The organism is Pectobacterium versatile, from assembly GCF_020166435.1.
In the GTDB taxonomy this organism is placed as follows: Bacteria; Pseudomonadota; Gammaproteobacteria; order Enterobacterales; family Enterobacteriaceae; genus Pectobacterium; species Pectobacterium versatile.
Genome location: NZ_JAINZP010000002.1, coordinates 137,550 through 158,249 on the forward strand (window position 1 = coordinate 137,550; position 20,700 = coordinate 158,249).

The following is a 20,700-nucleotide window of genomic DNA, read 5'->3' on the forward strand; positions in this document are numbered from 1 at the left end:
TAAGTGTTATTGTTTGGTTTTTTTCTGCGTAAAGTAATATATAAAAAGCTCGCTTCGGTGGGCTTTTTGTTTGTGGAATTCAGTACATTGTTTATTGAGTCAGCTTTTGTGCCTGTACCAACTGCCCAGTGAATCCAGACTGAGCGGATGACTACCTCGTTATGGTTTTATCTTTTCTGACACAAAAATTTTATTGTTATTCATACCATGCCCACCTTAACCAAACTTTCACATCATGAAAAAAACGGCTCCCTGACATCTAATTGAACTACGCTTAATCACGCTCTGTCTTAAATATCTACATTAGTGTTTTGAACCACACTGCGCGTGGATTGAGTAACAAAGCCGACACATAGGCACTTAGCGCATGACGGGTATATACCCGTCATACTTCAAGCTGCTTGTACGTTGGCAATACTCGGCTCATTTCTGAGCCTCGCCCTGAAGGGCTGCCGCAAGCGGCGTTCAAGTCGGCTTAGCCGATTTATCCTTGCTCACCCCAGTCACTTACCTGAGTAAGCTCCTGGGGATTCACGCGGTTGCCGCGTTCATGCAATTCGAATTATTTAGGGTATAAAAGCTTTCTGCATATATGTTAACGTCATTAAAAACTAAAATTAATATCGAGAAAACTATGGAAAACGTTCAAAAAATTTATTCGAAAAATTTAATTTTCATTCTGTTTGTTTTTATTATCTCTTTTCTTCTCCCCTATGCAAAAAGTGACATTTTTAGTGGACTATTACTCTCAGCCTCACTTATTTTATATGTGTATATGTTTATCATTTTACTCAACGTTATTAGGCGGGTAAATGATCCCGACATATCAATAAAAGAGCTTAAATTTCTTTTCATTACCATTGCTGTTTTCTATTCTGGATGTTATTTTTTTCTTGCAACAGTAGACAAAGATGAAATGGTTATATCAGGAATCAGAGAAATGGAGTTATTGGTACATTATGATTTTTGTTCATTTAATGGCTTCTATAATTACGCCAAAGATATATTTAGCACCTATCTAAATTGCGTTTATTATTCAATAATGATAATGGCAACCTTAGGTGATTCCAATATAGAGGCGAGCGGCGGAATTGCTAAATTTTTAGTTGCATCAGAAGTTGGAGTCACTTTAACGATAACAATATTTAAAATTGGCGAATATTATAGTTTACGTGCCTCTCAAGAAACAAAAGAAATGGAAAAAAATATTATCGGGAAAATTGATAACCTTAGTCGACCTTCCCAAACATTAATAGAAAAAATACTCAAGATCATTTTTAAAAAATAATAATATATCAGTCCTATTAACAATGTGGCTTACCAAAATTTTAAGCCACATTGCTACAACTTACCTAAGCATAAATTTATTTTGCCCCAAGCGCCAGATGGCGGTCTGCGGACTCATCGATGCGGAACTGTTCAACGGTGCGTGACAGATCCTGAGCCTGTTCACTCAGCGATCTCGCAGCGGCCAGTGCTTCTTCAACCAATGCTGCATTCTGTTCGGTACTTTGATCCATCTGCGATATCGCAAGATTAACCTGCTCAATGCCGGAGCGCTGTTCTGCACTCGCGACACTGATCTCACCCATCATGGACGTAACACGGTGCACGCTTTCAACCACTTCACTCATTGTATCGCCAGCCTGCTTCACGAAATCCGTGCCCTCTCCAACCTTGGCGACAGAATCATCGATCAAACCTTTAATTTCTCTGGCCGCAGATGCCGAACGCTGCGCCAGCGTACGCACTTCACTCGCGACCACAGCGAAACCACGCCCCTGTTCACCGGCACGCGCGGCTTCCACCGCCGCATTCAGCGCCAGAATGTTCGTCTGGAAGGCAATACTGTCAATAACGCCAATGATATCAACAATTTTTCGCGATGATGAACTGATAGAATCCATCGTCACGACGACTCGGCTGACAACATCCCCACCGCGCACCGCCACATCAGATGCCGACACGGCAAGTTCGTTTGCATAGCGCGCGTTATCTGCATTCTGCTTCACCGTTGCGGTCAACTGTTCCATAGCCGCTGCCGTCTGTTCTAATGCACTGGACTGCGATTCGGTGCGGGCGGATAAATCACCGTTACCCGATGCAATCTGCGTCGAAGCCGTGGCAATGGAGTTTGTGCTGCTGCGAACCTGATTGACCAAATGCGACAGGTTATCGCGCATCACGCGGATAGCGTAAAGAATACTGGTTTGATCGTCCGGTTTCGTTTCAACGTCAACGCGCAAATTACCCTCTGCGATTTCACGCACAACATCAACGGCATATTGCGGCTCACCGCCAAGCTGGCGCATCAGCGTACGCAACATATTCCATGCAAATGCGGAAATAATTAACAAAATAACCAAGCCTAAAGACAGTAAAATCAGCGCATTATGCCAAAATGTCTGCTGAATATCGTCAATGTAATCACCATAGCCAATCGTCCAGTCCCAAGGCTCAAATTTGATCACAGCATAGAGCTTTTCAACCTTATTCTGCTGCCCTGGCCGCGTCCCTTCCGCGATCACCTTGCCAATCGTATTGCCTTGAAGCGAAGCACGGTAGCGCTCTCCGGCTTCTTTACCGCCATTCGCATCGACGATGCCAATACGCTTAGGATTAGGGTGCACATAGTTCACGTCATTCGTATAGCCGCGCACGAAGAAATAGCGATCGCCCTGATGGAAACTGCCGATCGTCCGTTTAGCTTCTTTCTCTGCTTCGTCGCGCGACAGCTGGCCACTTTTCTCCAGTTCATACGCCCTCTGTGCCGCCGAATGAGCCAGTTCAACCAGCGTAGAGAGTTGGCCAGTGCGTTCACTCATCATCGTGCTATAGAGCGTGTTCAGCGCTACCGCAGATAAAATTAGCATTCCTAACAAGGTCGTACCGCATAGCAGTGCAATTCTGGTTCGTAATTTCACTATATTCTTCTCTCTAATCTCTAGCTGATTTTCAGAAAATTCCGAAGAAAAAATTACACTACATTGCAACCTTGAGCCATACCATTCAGGTAGTAATGATAGATTTTTTAACAATAAATAATGAAAAACTGCCTTATTCGCTCAAAATAAAACCACAATCGAGCAATAACGACTAAAGAAATGGCAATAAATGATCGAAATCGAAATAAATGCGTAAATAACGTTACAGAAGCACCAAAGCCTCGATTCATCATCCGAGGCTTTTGCTTTTGTCGATCAAATTATCGATAACGCCTGTCGATTGCTCTCTGTCTCGATTGAGCAGAAAGAAGCAGAATCAGGATACTTAGCCCCTAAAACACAAAAGCCTCCGCAAAGCGGAGGCGTTCCCTCTAATGACAAGGCACGCTAAGCGGTAACAGCCCTGTCCTCCATGGCTTTTCGCCAGCCTCCCAACCAGTAAGATCGGGCATTGATTGATTGATAAGGACAAAATTCCTTTGGTCTACCGACAATACCAGCTTGATAACCACGTGAATGAGCCCGTTCTAGGCGATCGCGTTTTTGTCTCTTCATGCCTTATTTCCCTCATTATTTATCTGGTGGAAAGAAAACAATGATTACTTTATAAGCAACCACATAATATCAATACCGATTATTAAGCCAAAGGTCAAGGCGAAAAATTCACACCAATGTCATATTTGTGATCCAAAATAGGAATTTTCCCCGCTAAACAACGAAAAAATCTAACCTGTTGAAAAAAATAAAAAACCTCTAAAAACGTAATGCAATTACAACATTACATTTTCAGAAGTCTGTTTTAGGTATTTTGTTTTTAGAAACTTGGTTTTAGAATTCTGGTTTTAAAAACATAGTGGTTTCGAACAACGATCGGATACTGCCAACCCGCTGTAATGCTCAGTTAAGCGTACCTGCCTGCTGCGCAATCGACTGGGAAACCAACTGCCAGCCTTGCGCCAGCGTTCTTACCAGCGCATCATAGCCATCTTCCGTTTGTGGCAGTACCACGCTGAAGGGACGTTTAGTCACGTTTCCCTGATAGGTCAGCATCCATTCGCCACGGACGATAACATTGCCATCATAACGGCCGTGAAAGCCCGTGACAGCCACGTTCAGTACAGCCTGTTCGTTTCCCTGCGGCTGAGTGGTCACGACCCAACCGGGCAGTTTATTCCCCAAATTAACCACCAGCGTTTGCTGTAATTGTTGATCCAGCGGGCTGGCCCACAGATTATTACTAGCAATAACGTATTGCACATCGTTAGTCTGGTAGACCAGCCCTGCACTGACGAGATAGTCCGCCACGCTGACATGTTCAATCCATAGCGGATGGCCCTGGGCCACCGCAGCCTGCGTCGTATTGGTATCCGCGATTGTCGGCAGCTGATAGTACGTTTTCTGCGTATTACTGCTGCTGCACGCGCTCAATACCAGCGCCAGAACCAGTGTCCATGCTTTCATCATTATTTTGCCCTCTTCGGCTGAGGATCCTGACTACCCGACGCCTCAAACACCAACGCATTACTTTTCTCGTTCAGGGTGCGCAGCACAGGCTGTAGCTCCCGCAGCACCTGATCCAGCCGCTGCATATCTGCCACCATCTTGTTATAGGCAGGTGAACCGGGCTGGAAGCCTTTCATACTACGATTCAGTTCAAGCAGTGTTTTTTGCATATCTTCTGGCAGATCCTGCATCGCTTTGCTGGATGTCAGCTTGTTCAGCGTCGCTAGCGTTTTTTGCATTTCACGCAGCGTCACCTGACTTTCCATTAGCGTCTTCGTTGCCTCATTGACCATCGGATTCAGTGGCAAATTGTTTACCTTATCCAGCACTGCCATCAGCTTCTGCTGAATCTGTGAGAGGCCACCGTCAATGGTAGGCAGAATCACGTAACCGTCCAGAACGTACAGCTTTTTATCCACTTTCTCTTTCGGATAAAAATCGAGATCGATATAGAGCGCTCCCGTCAGGAGGTTAGCCGATTTCATCGCAGCCCGCAGACCCAACGATTGAGCTTGTTTTAAATGCTGTTCAAAGTTGAACGAACCGCCAAGCTTCTTCTCAAACCGAGCGGGTTCAATACGAATCAGTACCGGAATGCGATAATCATCATCCAGATCCTGTTTCATATCACGCGGGAAAAATGGCGCTTCGGCAACCGTCCCCAGTCGAATACCACGGAATTCAACTGGCGCTCCCGCCTGTAAACCACGGATTGATTCGCTGAAGAATAGTAAATATTCTTTATATTCGGTGTACAGCGAGTCCTGAATACTGCGCTGGCTATCAAAGAGCCGATACTGCGCCATAGTCTTGGCTGCATCACCCAGTTCCCATCCGGCTGGAACATCAAAGCTGACACCACCGCTGAACAGCGTGGTCAGCGACCCCATTTCGACACGCATTCCCTGTGCCGACATATCAAACGCGACTCCAGTGTCTTTCCAGAAGCGGACATTACTGGTGACCAGACCATCATACGGGGCAGAGATAAACAGCTGATAGCGCATCTTGCGCGCTTTCGGCTCGAATTCGCTGGTTTCCACCGAACCTACACGATAGCCGCGGAACAGGACCGGATCGCCCGCGTTCAACTGCCCGGATTGCTCACTGTCGAGTATCACCCTGATACCTTTCGCATCTGGCGAGGCCAGCGGCGGCGCATCCAGCAGGGTAAACTCACGTTTATCATCCTTGTGGGCACCGGGCTGTAATTCAATATAGGCACCGGATAACAGCGTACCCAGACCAGAAATCCCCTCCCGACCAATCTGCGGCTTCACCACCCAAAAAGCGGAATCCTGCTTTAACAGTTTATCCATGCCGTCATGCAGGCGTGCTTTGATCTCCACCTGATGGAGATCATCACTCAGCACCACGCTCTCTACCACCCCAACATCGACGCTACGACTTTTGATTGCGGTTTTTCCCGCTTCAATGCCTTCCGCGTTGCTGGTAATTAGCGTAATTTGTGGCCCCTGATGGCTGAAATGGTAAAACAGTATCCAGGCACCGATCAGCACCGTGGCAATCGGCACAATCCAGACCGGCGACCAGCGTTTAATCGTTTCTACATCCGCAACGGCATGATTATCTTTCGCCAACGGAAGACTCCTTATGAAGAACATCATCGCGACGATCCCATAACAAACGGGGATCAAACATCATCGCGGCAAACATGGTAAGAATTACCACGGCTGCGAACAATACCGCGCCAACGGCGGGATAAATACTCATCAGGCGACCGATGCGCACCATCGCAGACAGGACAGCAATAACGAACACATCAATCATCGACCAGCGCCCAACAAACTCAACCATCTCATAGATAACATGCATTCGCTCGCTGTCTTCTGTTTTCTTGGTATTGCGATTGGCCTGCCAGCAAAGCCAGCCTAACGCCAGCATTTTTAGCGATGGCACCATGACACTGGCGATAAAAATCACCAGTGCGACAGGATAAGACCCCATTCCCCATAGCAGGATAACGCCCGACATGATCGTCGAGCCCATACGATCGCCGAACGCTTCGGTTATCATAATCGGCATCAGATTTGAGGGGATGTACAACATTACTGAAGTGATCAGCAGGGCCAGCGTCCATTGCAGGCTATGCTTCTTACGGGCATGCCCATGCGAGTGACAACGTGGGCAGATTAACTGGTTGGCAGGCAGAATAGCAGTGCAACACGAGCACGAACGCAGCCCTTGAGATAACCCACTTTTCCCCAAAACCGGTGGGGCAGGCAATGCGGGTGGAGATACAATGTCATTCCACAGCCAGCGGCGATCGAGGCTTTGGAAGGCCAGTAACTGTAGCACACAGAACAGGACAAAAGGCACAAAACTGGTGCCAATGCCAATGTCCCCATAGGCTATGAGTTTGACAAAGCTGACCAACACGCCAGCCAGAAAAATCTCCGCCATACCCCAACTTTTAAGGTGGAACAGCATCTTGCCTATGCCTTTTTTCAATGCCAACGGCAGCGAAGCATGCAGGCAAAGCAAAATGAGAGTTGCCATACTGAAAGCTGGGACCAGTTGAACAAAGAGCATAAACAGCGTCGCGACGCTGGCGTAGTTTTCCGCCACCATCACTTTGGGAATCTGTATCAGGGTAATTTCGCTGGTGATGCCCGCTACGCGCATAGAAACGAAGGGGAAGAGGTTTGCCAGCAGTAGCATGAACAATGCGCTCACCGCATAGCCAACTGGCCGTTTACGTGGCTCCGTCTGGCGGCTGGTTAGTCCAGTTTTACAGCGTGGGCAGGTCGCCTTCTGGCCATGTAACAGCTCAGGTAACTCCACCAGCAGGTCGCACTGCGGGCAAAGCATATAATCATCATGGTGATGCTCGTGTTGAAGATTACAGTCATGCCGATCGTGATGGGAACACACACGTTCTCTCCTTCAAAATTCGTCAGCTTCTGACTGAAAACTCCATCAATACGGGATATTACACCCATATTGATGGCGTCATACAACCACGTAGATTAGCCGTTTTTCTGTGCTTCCAGCTCTTCCCAACGTTCGAAACAAGTTTCCAGCGCACTTTCCGCTTCCGCCAGAGCGCTTAAGACCTGTTGCGTCTCTTCGCGTGGGCGGTTAAAGAAACTGGCGTCATTCATTTGCGCTTGCAGCGACTCAATTTCCTGCTCCAGTTGCTCAAGACGCAGCGGCAATTGGTCTAATTCGCGCTGCTGGTTATAACTTAATTTCCCCGTGCTTCGTTTAGCGGACGGTGCGGTGTTCACCGTCGCCGCTGGCGCTGTTACCGCCGATGCAGCCGTCGTTCGCAGTGGTGTCGCCGTTGCACGCTGCTGTTGCGCATCAAAATACCCGCCGACAAAGCGAGAAATTTTGCCCTCGCCTTCAAAGATCCAGCATTCGGTAACCGAATTATCAACGAACTGACGGTCGTGGCTGACCAGCAGAACCGTTCCTTGATAACTTTCGATTAACTCTTCCAGCAATTCCAGCGTTTCCACATCCAGATCGTTGGTCGGTTCATCGAGAATCAACAGGTTACTGGGTTTGAGGAACAAACGCGCCAACAGCAGGCGGTTACGCTCCCCACCCGACAGCGCTTTTACCGGCGTCATGGCGCGTTTCGGATGGAACAGGAAGTCCTGCAAATAGCCCAGCACATGACGTGAACGGCCGTTGACCATCACTTCCTGCTTGCCTTCTGCCAGGTTGTCCATCACCGTACGTTCTGGATCGAGTTCAGCACGGTGCTGATCGAAATAGGCAACTTCCAACTTCGTGCCACAGTGCACGCGTCCACTGACCGGTTCTAACCCACCCAGCATTAATTTTAGCAGTGTGGTTTTGCCGCAGCCATTCGGCCCCACCAGCGCAATCTTGTCGCCGCGCTGTACCTGAGCGGAGAAATTACGGGTCAGTATCTTATCGTCAATCTGGTAGCTCACGTCTTCCAGCTCAAACACAATCTTGCCAGAGCGAGCAGCTTCTTCAACCTGCATTTTCGCCGAGCCCATCACTTCACGACGCTGCGCACGATCCTGGCGCATGGCCTTCAGTGCCCGCACACGTCCTTCATTACGGGTACGGCGGGCTTTGATGCCCTGACGGATCCACACTTCTTCCTGCGCCAGTTTGCGATCGAACTCTGCATTTTGCAGATCTTCCACTCGCAATGCTTCTTCTTTCCCTTCCAGATATTTTTCGTAGTTACCCGGCCAAGAAACCAGTTTTCCGCGATCGAGGTCGACAATGCGGGTCGCCATATTGCGAATAAACGAGCGGTCATGGGAGATAAAGACAATGCTGCCTTGGAACGTTTTCAGGAAGGTTTCCAGCCAGTCAATCGTCTCAATATCCAGATGGTTAGTTGGTTCATCCAGCAGCAGCACACGCGGTGAACTCACCAGCGCTCTGCCGAGTGCAGCTTTACGCAGCCAGCCACCGGAAAGCGAAGCCAGCGGCGCATCGGCGGACAGACCAAGCTGTTCCAGCACCTCGTGAATGCGACTTTCCAATTGCCATAGGCCCTGATGCTCCAAAACGTCCTGCAACTTAGCCAGTTGATTCAGGTTCTTTTCACTCGGATCGCTTTCTACCAGACGTAGCATGGCGTGATAGTTTTTCAGGTGATCCGCCTGTGCGGCGACCCCTTCAGCAACAAAATCAAAGACGCTACCAGCAACATCACGCGGGGGATCCTGTTGCAGGCGCGCGACAATCAGATCTTGTTCATAGGTGATACGACCATCATCCAGCGGGATCTCTTTGGCCAGAATTTTCAGCAGGGTCGATTTACCCGCGCCGTTACGGCCAACCAGACAAACACGCTCATTTTCTTCGATATGGAGTTCGGTGTTATCCAACAGCGGCGCATCGCTGAACGACAGCCACGCACCTGAAACACTGATTAAAGACATCGGTTACTTTTCCTCACCGGCATGCGTTAGCAGCCAGCAGTTATGAATTTGACGATTACGGGCAAAATCCTGCGATTGGGTCTGTGCGGTAATTTCTTTGGCGTTCAGCCCCAGCGCAGTCAGACCAGCGGTATCCATCTGGAAGCCGCGTTTATTGTTCGAGAACATGATGGTGCCGCCACGACGCAGCAGGCGTTTGAGATCTTTCATCAGAGCCAGATGATCGCGCTGGACATCAAACGACTCTTCCATTCGTTTTGAGTTAGAGAAAGTCGGCGGGTCAATGAAGATCACATCAAATTGCTCGTTCCCGTTATGTAGCCATGACAGGCAATCTGCTTGGATCAGACGATGCTGACGCCCGGTCAGACCATTCACCCGCAGGTTTTTCTCTGCCCATTCCAGATAGGTGCGTGACATATCGACAGTGGTCGTTGAACGTGCACCGCCCAGTCCGGCATGTACACTCGCCGTGCCGGTGTAGGCAAACAGGTTAAGAAAATCTTTGCCACGGCTCATCTCACCCAGCATTTTGCGGGCGATACGGTGGTCGAGGAATAGGCCGGTATCGAGGTAGTCGGTCAGGTTGACCCACAGCTTGGCGCCAAACTCTTCCATCAGCAGGAAGTCACCTTTCTGAGCCAGTTTCTCATACTGGTTTTTACCTTTCTGACGTTCACGCGTTTTCAGCACCAAACGGTTCGACGGTAATTCCAGCACGCTCAGCGTCGCGTTGATCACATCAAACAGGCGCTGACGAGCCTTTTGCGCATCAATAGTTTTCGGCGGCGCATACTCTTGTACGACGACCCAACTGCCGTAGCGGTCAACCGCCACATTATATTCAGGCAGATCAGCATCATAGATGCGATAGCACTCAACCCCCTGCTGCTTCGCCCATTTTTCCAGCTTGCGCAGGTTCTTGCGTAGACGGTTGGCAAAGTCTTCTGCGATTTGCCCCGCAGCCCCACCCTGCGTTTCCGCCAGTTGATAATTTTTCTGTACGCAGTCCAGCGGGCCGTTTTTCGCCTTGAATTGGCGCTCGGCACGCAGTTGCAGGCAGCTCAGCAGTTCCGGCGATGCACTGAACAGCGAGAGCTGCCAGCCACCAAAGTCGCTTTTCATCTTACGACCCAGCATATTATGCAGGGCAATCAGCGCGGGTTCACTTTCCAGACGCTCACCGTAAGGCGGGTTGCTGACAACCGTGCCTTTCGGGCCTTCCAGCAGTGGATTTTTTAGCTGTGCGGCATCCCTCACGTCGAAAGAAATGAGTTCGGCAACGCCTGCGCGACGCGCATTAGCTTTGGCGATCTCGATCACTCGACGGTCGTTATCCGATCCGAAGAAACGCGACGTCGTCGTCTGCAAGCCTTGGCTAGCACGCTGCTGCGCTTCCGTCGTCACCTCGCGCCACAGTTCGGCATCGTGCTTTAACCAGGCGTTAAATCCCCAGTGCGTGCGATGCAAGCCGGGCGCGCGATCGGATGCGATCATGGCCGCTTCGATCAGCAACGTACCGGAACCACACATCGGATCGACCAGCGGCGTGCCGCTCTGCCAGCCGGAGCGCAGCACAATCGCCGCCGCCAAGTTCTCTTTTAGCGGCGCCAGTCCGGCCAGATCGCGGTAACCACGCTGATGTAAGCCATCACCGCTTAAATCCAGCGAAACGCTGGCCATATCACGCTGTAAAAAGACGTTAACGCGAATATCCGGCTGCTGTTTCGCTACGTCTGGACGCTGTCCGGTTTTGCGCGTGAAGCTATCCACAATCGCATCTTTGACTTTTAACGCGCCGTACTGGCTGTTGCGGATATCTTCATTGGTACCGGTAAAATGCACGGCAAAGGTTTTATCGATGCTGAAGATCGTTGACCAGTCAATCGCCTGCACGCCCAGATACAAATCCAGATCGCTGTGTACCTTGAATTCATTCAGCGGCAGCAGAATGCGCGATGCCAGACGGCTCCACAGCAGGCTCTGGTACAGCAGGCGATTGTCACCCTCAAAATGGACACCGCCCTGCACAACCGCACAGGACTGCGCACCCAATGATTCGAGTTCGCTTTTTAATAATTCTTCCAATCCCCGCGCCGTACTGGCAAACAAAGCATTCATGTCGTCACTATCACCAAAAAATAGATTCATAAAAGAAATTGAGGCGCATTATAGCTAATCCGAGACGCTTGTCATAAAGTTGCCGTTTTACTTTGGCAAGGAACAGGTCAGTGATTGGCGTAACGCGGCTTTATATTCATCCGGTAAAATCGATGCGGGGGCTACAGCTGTCCCACGCAATGGCGTCTGTCAGCGGTTTGGCGAACGATCGTGCCTTCATGATTACCGAATCGGATGGCACATTTATTACTGCCCGCCAGTATCCGCAGATGGTGCTATTTACCCCCGCCTTGTTACCCGATGGACTGTTTATTGCTGCGCCGGATGGTCAAACGGCCACGATACGTTTTGCCGACTTCACCGAAACACCTCAGCCGACAGAAGTCTGGGGGACGCACTTTACGGCACTCGTCGCCCCTGAAGCCATCAATGTCTGGTTAAGTCACTATTTTCAGCGTGCCGTACAGCTTCGCTGGGTGGGCAATGAGCCATCGCGGCGAGTGAAGCATTATCCAGACGTTCCTTTAGCATTTGCCGACGGCTATCCGTTTCTGTTAATTAATGATGCCTCATTTCAGGCGCTACGCCAGCGCTGTTCCGCCGGCATTAAAATCGAACAATTCCGTCCCAATTTGGTCGTAACAGGCGCGGAAGCCTTTGCCGAAGACAGTTGGAAGACCATTCGGATTGGCGAGGTTATTTTTGACGTCGTCAAACCCTGTAGCCGCTGCATTTTCACCACTGTCAGCATCGAACGTGGCCGTAAGCATCCGTCAGGAGAACCACTAGCAACGCTGCAATCGTTCCGCACTGCCGAGAACGGCGACGTTGATTTTGGGCAAAATCTGGTCGCCAGAAATACGGGCATCATTCGCGTGGGCGACACATTGGAAGTGTTAGCAACCAAACCGCCGCGTCCTTATGGTTCCGGTCAGGTAGTCGAAAACCTTGTGGTTCCCGAAAAAAGCGAACAGGCCGTCACCATCCACTATCAGGGAAAATCGTTACAAGGGAACAATCAGCAGATTTTACTGGAACAATTGGAACAACAGGGTATTCGAATCCCCTATTCTTGTCGGGCAGGACTGTGCGGTTGCTGTAAATTGACGTTAGTCAGCGGAGAGGTTTCCGCACTGAAGCAAAGTGCCATCAGGCAAAACGGCGAAATTCTTAGCTGTAGCTGTATTCCGCAGAGTGACGTTCATCTGCAATAGTCGAAGAAAAATAGCGTACATGCAGTTTGAAGTATGACGGGGATATGACGCGGTTTAGACGACCTTGGCATACTCAAATGCCGACGTGCCTTCACCCAACGCGGTTTCCCACTCAGCTCTATTCTGAACGACGGCAGGCATTAGCCTGTCGTGCATGATTTTTATGGCGTCGCCCAGCCCCATGGTCTTTCCACTTAATGACAGTTGTTCTTGCGCCAGCAGACAGAGACAGGCTTTATCCCCTGCTTCCGCCACCAGAAAACAGGCCGTTTCATGGGTTTCAGTGAGCTGTACCTGTACAACATCACCCGCCTGCGGCGAATACGTTACGGCATCCGGCTGTTGGATGAAGTGCCAGCTTTTTGGCATAAGCGGTTTTAAGAATCGGCTTGCGACCAACGCATTCAGAACTAATTCGCCTTGAAGGTCACGATGCAGCGCCGCTTTCTGACATTTGTCGTTATAGGTAAAAAATAGCGCAGCATCGTCAACACAGAATGCACATTCATTAAATGCATCCGGCGTTAGCATTTTAGATGGAAAACGAGAACGGAATAACATGCCGTTAGCCAAATCCAACATCAGGCGATCGTGTTCGGTATCAAAATACCAGCGCCAGTTATCGTCAGGTTTTAACTTCATATTATTTACCCTTCGCCTTCACAGTAGAAATATCAGAAATGGCTGATTGTGTTTTCTCACATTGCAATAATCGTTCATCGTCATAAACGTTGCGGTAAGACGATCAGACATCGGTTGATAGATTATTTACGCAAACGGATAAAATATAGACTAGCTGGGGGGATAAATAAACCCCCAGCTAAAAATGAAAGGCATTTCGGATTAAATATGTGTAACGATATCTTTAATCAGGCGAGGACCGTGGAAAATAAAGCCTGAATATATCTGTACCAGTGAGGCACCAGCCGCCATTTTTTCGCGTGCGGCAACCAAAGAATCAATTCCGCCAACGCCAATAATTGGCAAACGCCCTGCTAATTCCTGTGACAAACGGCGGATAATTTCCGTGCTGCTTGTCTGCAACGGACGTCCACTTAATCCTCCGGTTTGCCCACAGTGGTTTAATCCCTGAATCAGTTTTCTGTCGAGCGTCGTATTAGTGGCAATCACCCCGTCGATGTTATGGCGAACCAGACTGTCGGCAATTTGGATCAATTCTTCTTCAGAAAGATCCGGCGCGATCTTCACCGCTACGGGAACATATTTCTGATGCTTATCTTTTAATTCCGTCTGCTTGTTCTTTATCGCCAGTAAAAGATCGTCCAGCGCTTCACCATATTGCAGACTGCGTAATCCCGGCGTATTGGGGGATGAAATGTTGATCGCGATATAGCCTGCGTGAGGATAAACCTTATCCATGCAGATCAAATAGTCGTCTTTACCCTGCTCAACCGGCGTATCTTTATTCTTGCCGATGTTGATCCCTAATACACCGCCGAAGCGTGTTTTCTTTACATTCTCGACCAGATAATCCACGCCCTTATTATTGAAGCCCATCCGGTTGATCAATCCTTCCGCTTCCACTACGCGGAATAATCTCGGTTTGTCATTACCAGATTGTGGACGCGGCGTCACCGTCCCCACTTCAATAAAACCAAATCCCATTGCGCCTAACGCATCGATACATTCGCCGTCTTTATCTAATCCCGCCGCTAGACCAAGTGGGTTTTTAAAAGATAACCCCATGCAGGTAACCGGTTTAGTAGGAACAGATTGGCGGACGAGAAATTCAAAAGGCGTGTTGGTAATACGGCGTAATTGTTGGAAGGTCAGCTCATGTGCACGCTCTGGATCGAGCTGAAACAGGGCTTTTTTGATAACGGGATAGAACATATTGTCTCCTGAGATCCCTATCGCAAAGGTATCTTGCCTACGCTGGAAGTAAGCAATAGTGGATTAGCGCTTGATAATAACGTTACGTCACGCTGTGGTAAGGGATAGATCGTAAAGACGCTGCAAGTACATCCCTGTAAGCTCGAGCCGCGCCATCCCTGGCGCGGACGCTTTACTCTTCTATCCCCTACCACCGTTATCATTCCGCAAAAAATAATCGTCACAATCTAAGATTATGAATTCACGGTCGGTGATGGTAGTGCCATCTCTGCGGAAAGTAAAACGTTTGCGGAAGTAAGAAATTAGCGCGGGGGAGAATGTCACACGCGGCAGGCTACCGCGTGTGACCGAAGAATTAGCGTGGCAGGATTAGTCTTGCAGTGCCTTGCTGATCTTCTCGAACAGATCGCCAGACAGATTTTCCAACGTCTTCAACTGCTCCAGCGCCTGACGCATTTGCGCCTGACGTTTAGCATCATAGCGTTTCAGACGGATCAACGGTTCGATCACCCGCGCCGCAACCTGCGGATTGCGGGTGTTCAAGTCGCTCAGAATTTCCGTCAGGAAACGATAGCCGCTACCGTCTTCGGCATGGAAAGCTGAGGGATTTGACGCGGCAAATGCCCCTACCAGCGAACGCAGACGGTTAGGGTTGTTCAGGCTGAATGAACGGTGTTGCAGCAGTTCACGCACGCGGGTCAGCACATCGGCCGCCGGGCTGGTGGCTTGCAGTACAAACCATTTATCCATGACCAAGCCATCCTGATGCCAGCGGTTATCAAACTGCGTCAGCAGCTCATCACGCACGGGCAGTTGAGCCTCGACCGCCGCCGACAGCGCCGCCAGAGAATCCGTCATGTTATCCGCCTGACGGAACTGCGCCTGCACCAGTTTATCCGCCTGATCCGCATCGCTGAATGCCAGATAATGCAGGCAGACGTTGCGCAGCGCGCGTTTGCCCATATCCGCATGTTCGATACGATATTGCGGCGCGTGATTCGCGTGGTATACCGCCAGCCACTCATCCGCCATCTCTTTTGCCATCGTACGCGTCATGCTTTCACGTACGGCAGCAATAGCCGTAGGATCGATGATGTCAAATAGCTCGGCAATCTCGTTTTCGCTCGGCAATGTCAGAATCTGAGAAGCCAGCATCGGATCCAGTTTTTCATCCAGCAACACGCCACGGAAAGCATCGACAACATGCATCGGTACAGAAAGCGGTTGTTTCTGCTGATAGCGAGAAACGTTCAGACGGATATAGTTAGCCAGCAGGCTCTGTGCCGCATCCCAACGTGAGAAGGCATTGCTTGCGTGGCGCATCAGGAACGTCAGTTGTTCATCGCTCCAGGCATAGTTCAATTTTACCGGCGCAGAGAACTCACGTAATAAAGAAGGAATCGGGCGGCAAGGCACTTGATCGAAAATGAACGTCTGTTCGGATTCGGTCACATTAAGCACCGACGCCAGCAGTTGACCGTCTTTCTGTAACGGAATGACCTGCCCTTGTGGGTCGTACAGTTCGATATCCAACGGAATATGCAGCGGCAGCTTTGGCTGTTTGTCGGCACCGATCGGCGTCTTTTGGCTCACGCTCAGCAGATATTGTTGCGTCTGCGGATCGTAATCATCACGCACGGTCAGCACTGGCGTGCCTGACTGGCTATACCAGCGGCGGAACTGTGCGAGATCGACACCGGAAGCATCTTCCATCGCCAGTACGAAATCATCACAGGTCGCCGCGCTGCCGTCGTGACGCTCAAAATACAGACGAATACCGGCTTGGAATTTTTCCTCACCTAATAAGGTGTGCATCATGCGGATCACTTCCGATCCCTTTTCATAGACCGTCAGCGTGTAGAAGTTATTCATCTCGATCACCTGATCGGGACGAATTGGATGCGACATCGGGCTGGCATCTTCGGCAAACTGCGCACCGCGCATCACACGCACGTTATCAATACGGTTCACCGGACGCGACCCCAGATCGGAGCTGAACTCCTGATCGCGGAACACCGTCAGCCCTTCTTTCAGGCTAAGCTGGAACCAGTCGCGACAGGTGACGCGGTTGCCCGTCCAGTTGTGAAAATATTCATGGCCGATCACCGCTTCAATATTCAGATAGTCTTTATCCGTCGCGGTTTCGGCCTTGGCCAGCACGTATTTAGAGTTGAATACGTTCAGCCCTTTGTTTTCCATCGCCCCCATGTTGAAGAAATCAACGGCGACGATCATATAGATGTCGAGATCGTATTCCAGACCGAAACGCTCTTCATCCCACTTCATCGAATTCTTCAGCGAGGTCATCGCCCAGCCAGCACGATCGAGGTTGCCACGGTCAACGTACAGCTCCAGCGCCACATCGCGACCAGAACGTGTCGTGAAGCGATCCTGAAGCACATCAAAATCGCCAGCAACCAGCGCGAACAGATAAGCCGGTTTCGGGAACGGATCCTGCCATTCAATCCAGTGGCGACCGCCCTCCAGCTCTCCTTGTGCAATACGATTGCCGTTAGAGAGTAAATAAGGATAGCGAGCTTTATCCGCTGTGATGCGCGTCGTGAATTTCGCCAGCACATCTGGTCGGTCGAGATAATAGGTAATGTGGCGGAATCCTTCGGCCTCACACTGTGTACAGAGCGCGTCGCCAGAGAGGTATAGCCCTTCCAACGCGCTATTGGCGGCAGGATTGATTTCGGTTTCGATGCTGAGCGTGAAACGTGCGGGTAATTGTGTCAGAATCAGGCCATCGTCCTGCTGCTGGTAATGTGTCCACGGCTGGCCATCAACACTCAGGCTAATCAGTTTCAGCCCTTCGCCATTCAGCTTCAACGGCGCGCCAGCGTCCCCCTGCAACACCACCTGACTAACGGCTTTTACGTGCGTTTTTTCAGCATGGAGATCGAAATCCAGTGCAATGTCGGTAATGGTGTAATCCGGTGCACGGTAGTCATGGCGATATTTTATTTGCGGCTGTTGATTCATATAAATTTTCCACCTCGTCATAAGCATCAAAGATCAAGTCTAAGCCTGTTATCTTAATGTTACCACGACAAAATAATGAGGATAATCATCGTACCGCGGTTCATTCCCGCACGTCTCGCTATGTTGTCGTAATGTAATAAACGGATAATCAAGGTATACTGACCGAACATTGCTGATTGTCCCAATGGTGGATAGGCATCTTACAAGGATGCTGTAACGCATTATGACTTTGCACACTTCCCCGATTCTGCACTCATTGCTGGATACCGATGCCTACAAGCTGCACATGCAACAGGCGGTGTATCATCACTATTATGATGTCGACGTTGCGGCTGAATTTCGCTGTCGCGGTGATGAGTTATTAGGCGTTTACGCTGATGAGATAGCCCATCAGGTCGATCTGATGCGTTTCTTGTCATTGAGTGACGATGAGTTCACCTATCTTTCTTCTCTGCCGTTCTTTCAGCCCGATTATCTCCACTGGCTGCGGGACTTCCGTTTTAATCCACAGCAGGTTTCGATCAAGAATCATGCTGGCAAGCTGGATATCCGCATCACCGGGCCGTGGCGTGAAGTGATTTTGTGGGAAGTTCCCTTGCTGGCTGTGATCAGTGAAGTCGTGCATCGGGATCGCTCGCCCGACGTCACGGCCGAGCAGGCGTTCACCCAGCTGTCTGCCTCGCTGGAAAGCTTCCGCCAGAACAGCGCGAATGTGGATCTCAGCCAATTCAAGCTAATGGATTTCGGCACACGGCGGCGTTTCTCTCGTGATGTCCAGCAGACGATTGTTACGACGCTACGAGCCGATTTCCCTTATTTCATTGGCACCAGCAATTACGATCTGGCACGCCGTTTGGATATCACACCTGTCGGCACGCAGGCACATGAGTGGTTTCAGGCGCATCAGCAGATTAGTCCGACACTGGCAAACAGCCAGCGCGCCGCGCTACAAATGTGGCTACATGAATATCCCACGCATTTGGGCATTGCGTTGACCGATTGCATCACTATGGATGCCTTCCTGCGCGATTTCGATTTGTCGTTCGCCGAAGCCTATCAGGGGCTGCGTCACGACTCTGGCGATCCGGTCGATTGGGGCGAAAAAGCCATTGCGCATTATCAGCGCCTCATCATCGATCCGATGAGCAAAACATTGGTCTTCTCCGACAACCTGAATCTGGATAAAGCGCTGACGCTGTACCGTCATTTCGGGCAGCGCGTGAATCTGGTATTTGGTATCGGCACGCGCCTGACGTGTGATATCCCCGGCGTGAAACCGCTGAATATCGTCATCAAACTGGTGGAATGCAACGGCAAACCGGTGGCAAAGCTCTCCGATAGCCCCGGAAAAACCATCTGTCAGGATCAGAACTTCGTGTGTGAGTTACGCAAAGCGTTTGACTTACCCTGCGTGAAAAAGGCCAGTTAAGGCTTTCCCCTATAGATGTTGACCAACTTTGCAGCAGATTCACCCACATGAGCGAAAACTTCGCGCCATTCCGGTGATTTCTGCTTGTGTCCTGTTGCATCGCAAGTAACATAGCAAATGGCTCGGATTGGGCCATTTGACGTTTTAACCACGATATTATTTTTCTTAAACACGATTAATTAAAGAGAGAATTTTATGAGCGTAGTGCCTGTAGTCGATGTACTGCAAGGCCGTGTTGCCGTTGACAGCGAAGTCACCGTGCGCGGCTGGGTACGTACCCGGAGAGATTCTAAAGCCGGTATCTCCTTTATCGCCGTTTATGACGGCTCCTGCTTTAATCCATTACAGGCTGTCGTTAATAATAATCTCTCCAATTATCAGGATGACGTACTGCGCCTGACTACCGGCTGCTCCGTTGAAATAACCGGTAACGTCGTCGCGTCTCCGGGTGAAGGCCAGAGCTTCGAGCTGCAAGCCACCAACGTCAACGTCGTTGGCTGGGTTGACGATCCCGATACCTACCCGATGGCGGCAAAGCGTCACAGCATCGAATATCTGCGTGAAGTGGCGCACCTGCGTCCGCGTACCAATCTGATCGGTGCCGTTGCGCGCGTTCGTCATACGCTGGCGCAGGCGATTCACCGCTTCTTCCACGAGAACGGTTACTTCTGGGTATCAACCCCGCTGATTACCGCATCCGATACCGAAGGCGCGGGCGAAATGTTCCGTGTTTCTACTCTCGATCTGGAAAACCTGCCGCGTACCGAACAAGGTAAAGTGGATTTCAGCGAAGATTTCTTCGGTAAAGAAGCGTTCCTGACCGTATCCGGCCAGTTGAATGGCGAAACCTACGCCTGTGCGCTGTCTAATGTGTATACCTTTGGCCCAACGTTCCGTGCGGAAAACTCTAACACCAGCCGCCATCTGGCTGAGTTTTGGATGATCGAACCGGAAGTCGCTTTCGCCTCTTTGGATGACGTCGCGGCGTTGGCAGAAAATCTGCTGAAATATGTTTTTCAGGCCGTACTGAATGAGCGTGCCGATGATATGGCGTTCTTTGCTGAGCGCGTTGATAAAGAAGCCATCACTCGACTGGAAAAATTCGTTAGCTCTGATTTCGCACAGGTGGACTACACCGATGCTGTCGAGATCCTGCTGAACTGCGGGCAGCAGTTCGAGAACCCGGTTTACTGGGGCGTTGACCTCTCCTCCGAACATGAGCGTTATCTGGCGGAGCAGCACTTCAAAGCACCGGTTGTCGTTAAAAACTACCCGAAAGACATCAAAGCTTTCTATATGCGGATGAATGAAGACGGTAAGACCGTTGCTGCAATGGATGTTCTGGCACCAGGAATCGGTGAAATCATCGGTGGCTCTCAGCGTGAAGAGCGTCTGGCGCAGTTGGATAGCCGTCTGGAAGAGATGGGACTGAATAAAGAAGACTACTGGTGGTATCGTGATTTACGTCGTTACGGCACCATTCCCCATTCCGGTTTCGGTTTAGGTTTTGAACGATTGATTGCCTATGTTACCGGTGTACAAAATGTGCGCGATGTTATTCCTTTCCCACGCACACCACGGAACGCCAGTTTCTAAATAAAAATTTAATATAAGTAAAACAAATATGTAGAAAAGAAGAGTCGGGCTTCCCGGCTCTTTTTTTTATTTTTTATTCTGTCTCATAAAGTTCCCTATTTTTTACATTTTGAAACACATTATTTCCATTTGTTACCCGATTGCGAACTTTG

14 protein-coding genes are annotated in these 20,700 nt (G+C 49.9%); 4 read left to right on the plus strand and 10 right to left on the minus strand.

Annotated elements, in window-relative coordinates; genetic code table 11:
- Positions 1-634: 634 nt before the first annotated feature.
- Complete coding sequence (locus K7X24_RS03505; RefSeq protein WP_224553014.1) at positions 635-1,288, plus strand: hypothetical protein; 654 nt, start codon at positions 635-637, stop codon at positions 1,286-1,288.
- A 76-nt stretch (positions 1,289-1,364) separates the two neighbouring features.
- On the opposite strand, the gene K7X24_RS03510 is transcribed toward K7X24_RS03505, so the two are convergent.
- The 7 genes from K7X24_RS03510 to rlmKL form a co-directional block, all read right to left on the minus strand.
- Positions 1,365-2,924, minus strand: coding sequence for a methyl-accepting chemotaxis protein (locus K7X24_RS03510; RefSeq protein ID WP_224553016.1), 1,560 nt, complete (start codon positions 2,922-2,924; stop codon positions 1,365-1,367).
- 408 nt (positions 2,925-3,332) lie between these two features.
- Positions 3,333-3,500, minus strand: a complete 168-nt coding sequence (rmf, locus tag K7X24_RS03515) for a ribosome modulation factor (RefSeq protein WP_010276992.1) — start codon at positions 3,498-3,500, stop codon at positions 3,333-3,335.
- Between the two features lie 342 nt (positions 3,501-3,842).
- Positions 3,843-4,409 (minus strand): membrane integrity-associated transporter subunit PqiC, encoded by a 567-nt coding sequence (gene pqiC, locus K7X24_RS03520; protein WP_224553018.1) that lies wholly within the window; start codon positions 4,407-4,409, stop codon positions 3,843-3,845.
- The gene (pqiB, locus tag K7X24_RS03525; RefSeq protein ID WP_411961330.1) at positions 4,409-6,076 is read right to left on the minus strand and encodes an intermembrane transport protein PqiB; all 1,668 of its coding nucleotides are present in this window, start codon (positions 6,074-6,076) and stop codon (positions 4,409-4,411) included. The genes pqiC and pqiB overlap by 1 nt, the downstream gene beginning before the upstream one ends.
- On the minus strand, positions 6,036-7,343 hold the full coding sequence (gene pqiA / locus K7X24_RS03530; RefSeq protein ID WP_224553022.1) for a membrane integrity-associated transporter subunit PqiA: 1,308 nt from the start codon (positions 7,341-7,343) through the stop codon (positions 6,036-6,038). The genes pqiB and pqiA overlap by 41 nt, the downstream gene beginning before the upstream one ends.
- A 95-nt stretch (positions 7,344-7,438) precedes the next feature.
- Positions 7,439-9,349 carry an ABC transporter ATP-binding protein gene (locus tag K7X24_RS03535; protein ID WP_224553024.1) on the minus strand — a complete coding sequence of 637 codons (1,911 nt, stop codon included), beginning with the start codon at positions 9,347-9,349 and terminating at the stop codon, positions 7,439-7,441.
- Between the two features lie 3 nt (positions 9,350-9,352).
- Positions 9,353-11,470 carry a bifunctional 23S rRNA (guanine(2069)-N(7))-methyltransferase RlmK/23S rRNA (guanine(2445)-N(2))-methyltransferase RlmL gene (gene rlmKL / locus K7X24_RS03540; protein ID WP_224553026.1) on the minus strand — a complete coding sequence of 706 codons (2,118 nt, stop codon included), beginning with the start codon at positions 11,468-11,470 and terminating at the stop codon, positions 9,353-9,355.
- Positions 11,471-11,580: 110 nt separating this feature from the next.
- On the opposite strand from rlmKL, the gene K7X24_RS03545 reads away from it, so the two are divergent.
- The gene (locus tag K7X24_RS03545) at positions 11,581-12,684 is read left to right on the plus strand and encodes a YcbX family protein (protein WP_224553029.1); all 1,104 of its coding nucleotides are present in this window, start codon (positions 11,581-11,583) and stop codon (positions 12,682-12,684) included.
- A 54-nt stretch (positions 12,685-12,738) separates the two neighbouring features.
- On the opposite strand, the gene K7X24_RS03550 is transcribed toward K7X24_RS03545, so the two are convergent.
- The 3 genes from K7X24_RS03550 to pepN form a co-directional block, all read right to left on the minus strand.
- The gene (locus K7X24_RS03550; RefSeq protein ID WP_010308830.1) at positions 12,739-13,326 is read right to left on the minus strand and encodes a cell division protein ZapC; all 588 of its coding nucleotides are present in this window, start codon (positions 13,324-13,326) and stop codon (positions 12,739-12,741) included.
- A gap of 201 nt (positions 13,327-13,527) precedes the next feature.
- Positions 13,528-14,538, minus strand: a complete 1,011-nt coding sequence (pyrD, locus tag K7X24_RS03555; RefSeq protein WP_010277017.1) for a quinone-dependent dihydroorotate dehydrogenase — start codon at positions 14,536-14,538, stop codon at positions 13,528-13,530.
- 369 nt (positions 14,539-14,907) lie between these two features.
- Positions 14,908-17,523, minus strand: a complete 2,616-nt coding sequence (pepN, locus tag K7X24_RS03560) for an aminopeptidase N (protein WP_224553031.1) — start codon at positions 17,521-17,523, stop codon at positions 14,908-14,910.
- Positions 17,524-17,746: 223 nt separating this feature from the next.
- On the opposite strand from pepN, the gene pncB reads away from it, so the two are divergent.
- Positions 17,747-18,952, plus strand: a complete 1,206-nt coding sequence (pncB, locus tag K7X24_RS03565; RefSeq protein ID WP_039481260.1) for a nicotinate phosphoribosyltransferase — start codon at positions 17,747-17,749, stop codon at positions 18,950-18,952.
- Between the two features lie 195 nt (positions 18,953-19,147).
- Positions 19,148-20,548: an asparagine--tRNA ligase gene (asnS, locus tag K7X24_RS03570; protein WP_039481263.1), complete on the plus strand. Its 1,401-nt coding sequence runs from the start codon at positions 19,148-19,150 to the stop codon at positions 20,546-20,548.
- Positions 20,549-20,700: the final 152 nt, after the last annotated feature.

What these genes read in the sequence shown, in the direction of transcription:
- asnS (WP_039481263.1), top strand. Translation starts at nt 19,148, where the DNA reads ATGAGCGTAGTGCCTGTAGTCGATGTACTGCAAGGCCGTGTTGCCGTT.
- rmf (WP_010276992.1), bottom strand. Translation starts at nt 3,500, where the DNA reads ATGAAGAGACAAAAACGCGATCGCCTAGAACGGGCTCATTCACGTGGT.
- rlmKL (WP_224553026.1), bottom strand. Translation starts at nt 11,470, where the DNA reads ATGAATGCTTTGTTTGCCAGTACGGCGCGGGGATTGGAAGAATTATTA.
- pqiC (WP_224553018.1), bottom strand. Translation starts at nt 4,409, where the DNA reads ATGATGAAAGCATGGACACTGGTTCTGGCGCTGGTATTGAGCGCGTGC.
- K7X24_RS03535 (WP_224553024.1), bottom strand. Translation starts at nt 9,349, where the DNA reads ATGTCTTTAATCAGTGTTTCAGGTGCGTGGCTGTCGTTCAGCGATGCG.
- pncB (WP_039481260.1), top strand. Translation starts at nt 17,747, where the DNA reads ATGACTTTGCACACTTCCCCGATTCTGCACTCATTGCTGGATACCGAT.
- K7X24_RS03550 (WP_010308830.1), bottom strand. Translation starts at nt 13,326, where the DNA reads ATGAAGTTAAAACCTGACGATAACTGGCGCTGGTATTTTGATACCGAA.
- pepN (WP_224553031.1), bottom strand. Translation starts at nt 17,523, where the DNA reads ATGAATCAACAGCCGCAAATAAAATATCGCCATGACTACCGTGCACCG.
- pqiB (WP_411961330.1), bottom strand. Translation starts at nt 6,076, where the DNA reads ATGATGTTCTTCATAAGGAGTCTTCCGTTGGCGAAAGATAATCATGCC.
- pyrD (WP_010277017.1), bottom strand. Translation starts at nt 14,538, where the DNA reads ATGTTCTATCCCGTTATCAAAAAAGCCCTGTTTCAGCTCGATCCAGAG.
- K7X24_RS03505 (WP_224553014.1), top strand. Translation starts at nt 635, where the DNA reads ATGGAAAACGTTCAAAAAATTTATTCGAAAAATTTAATTTTCATTCTG.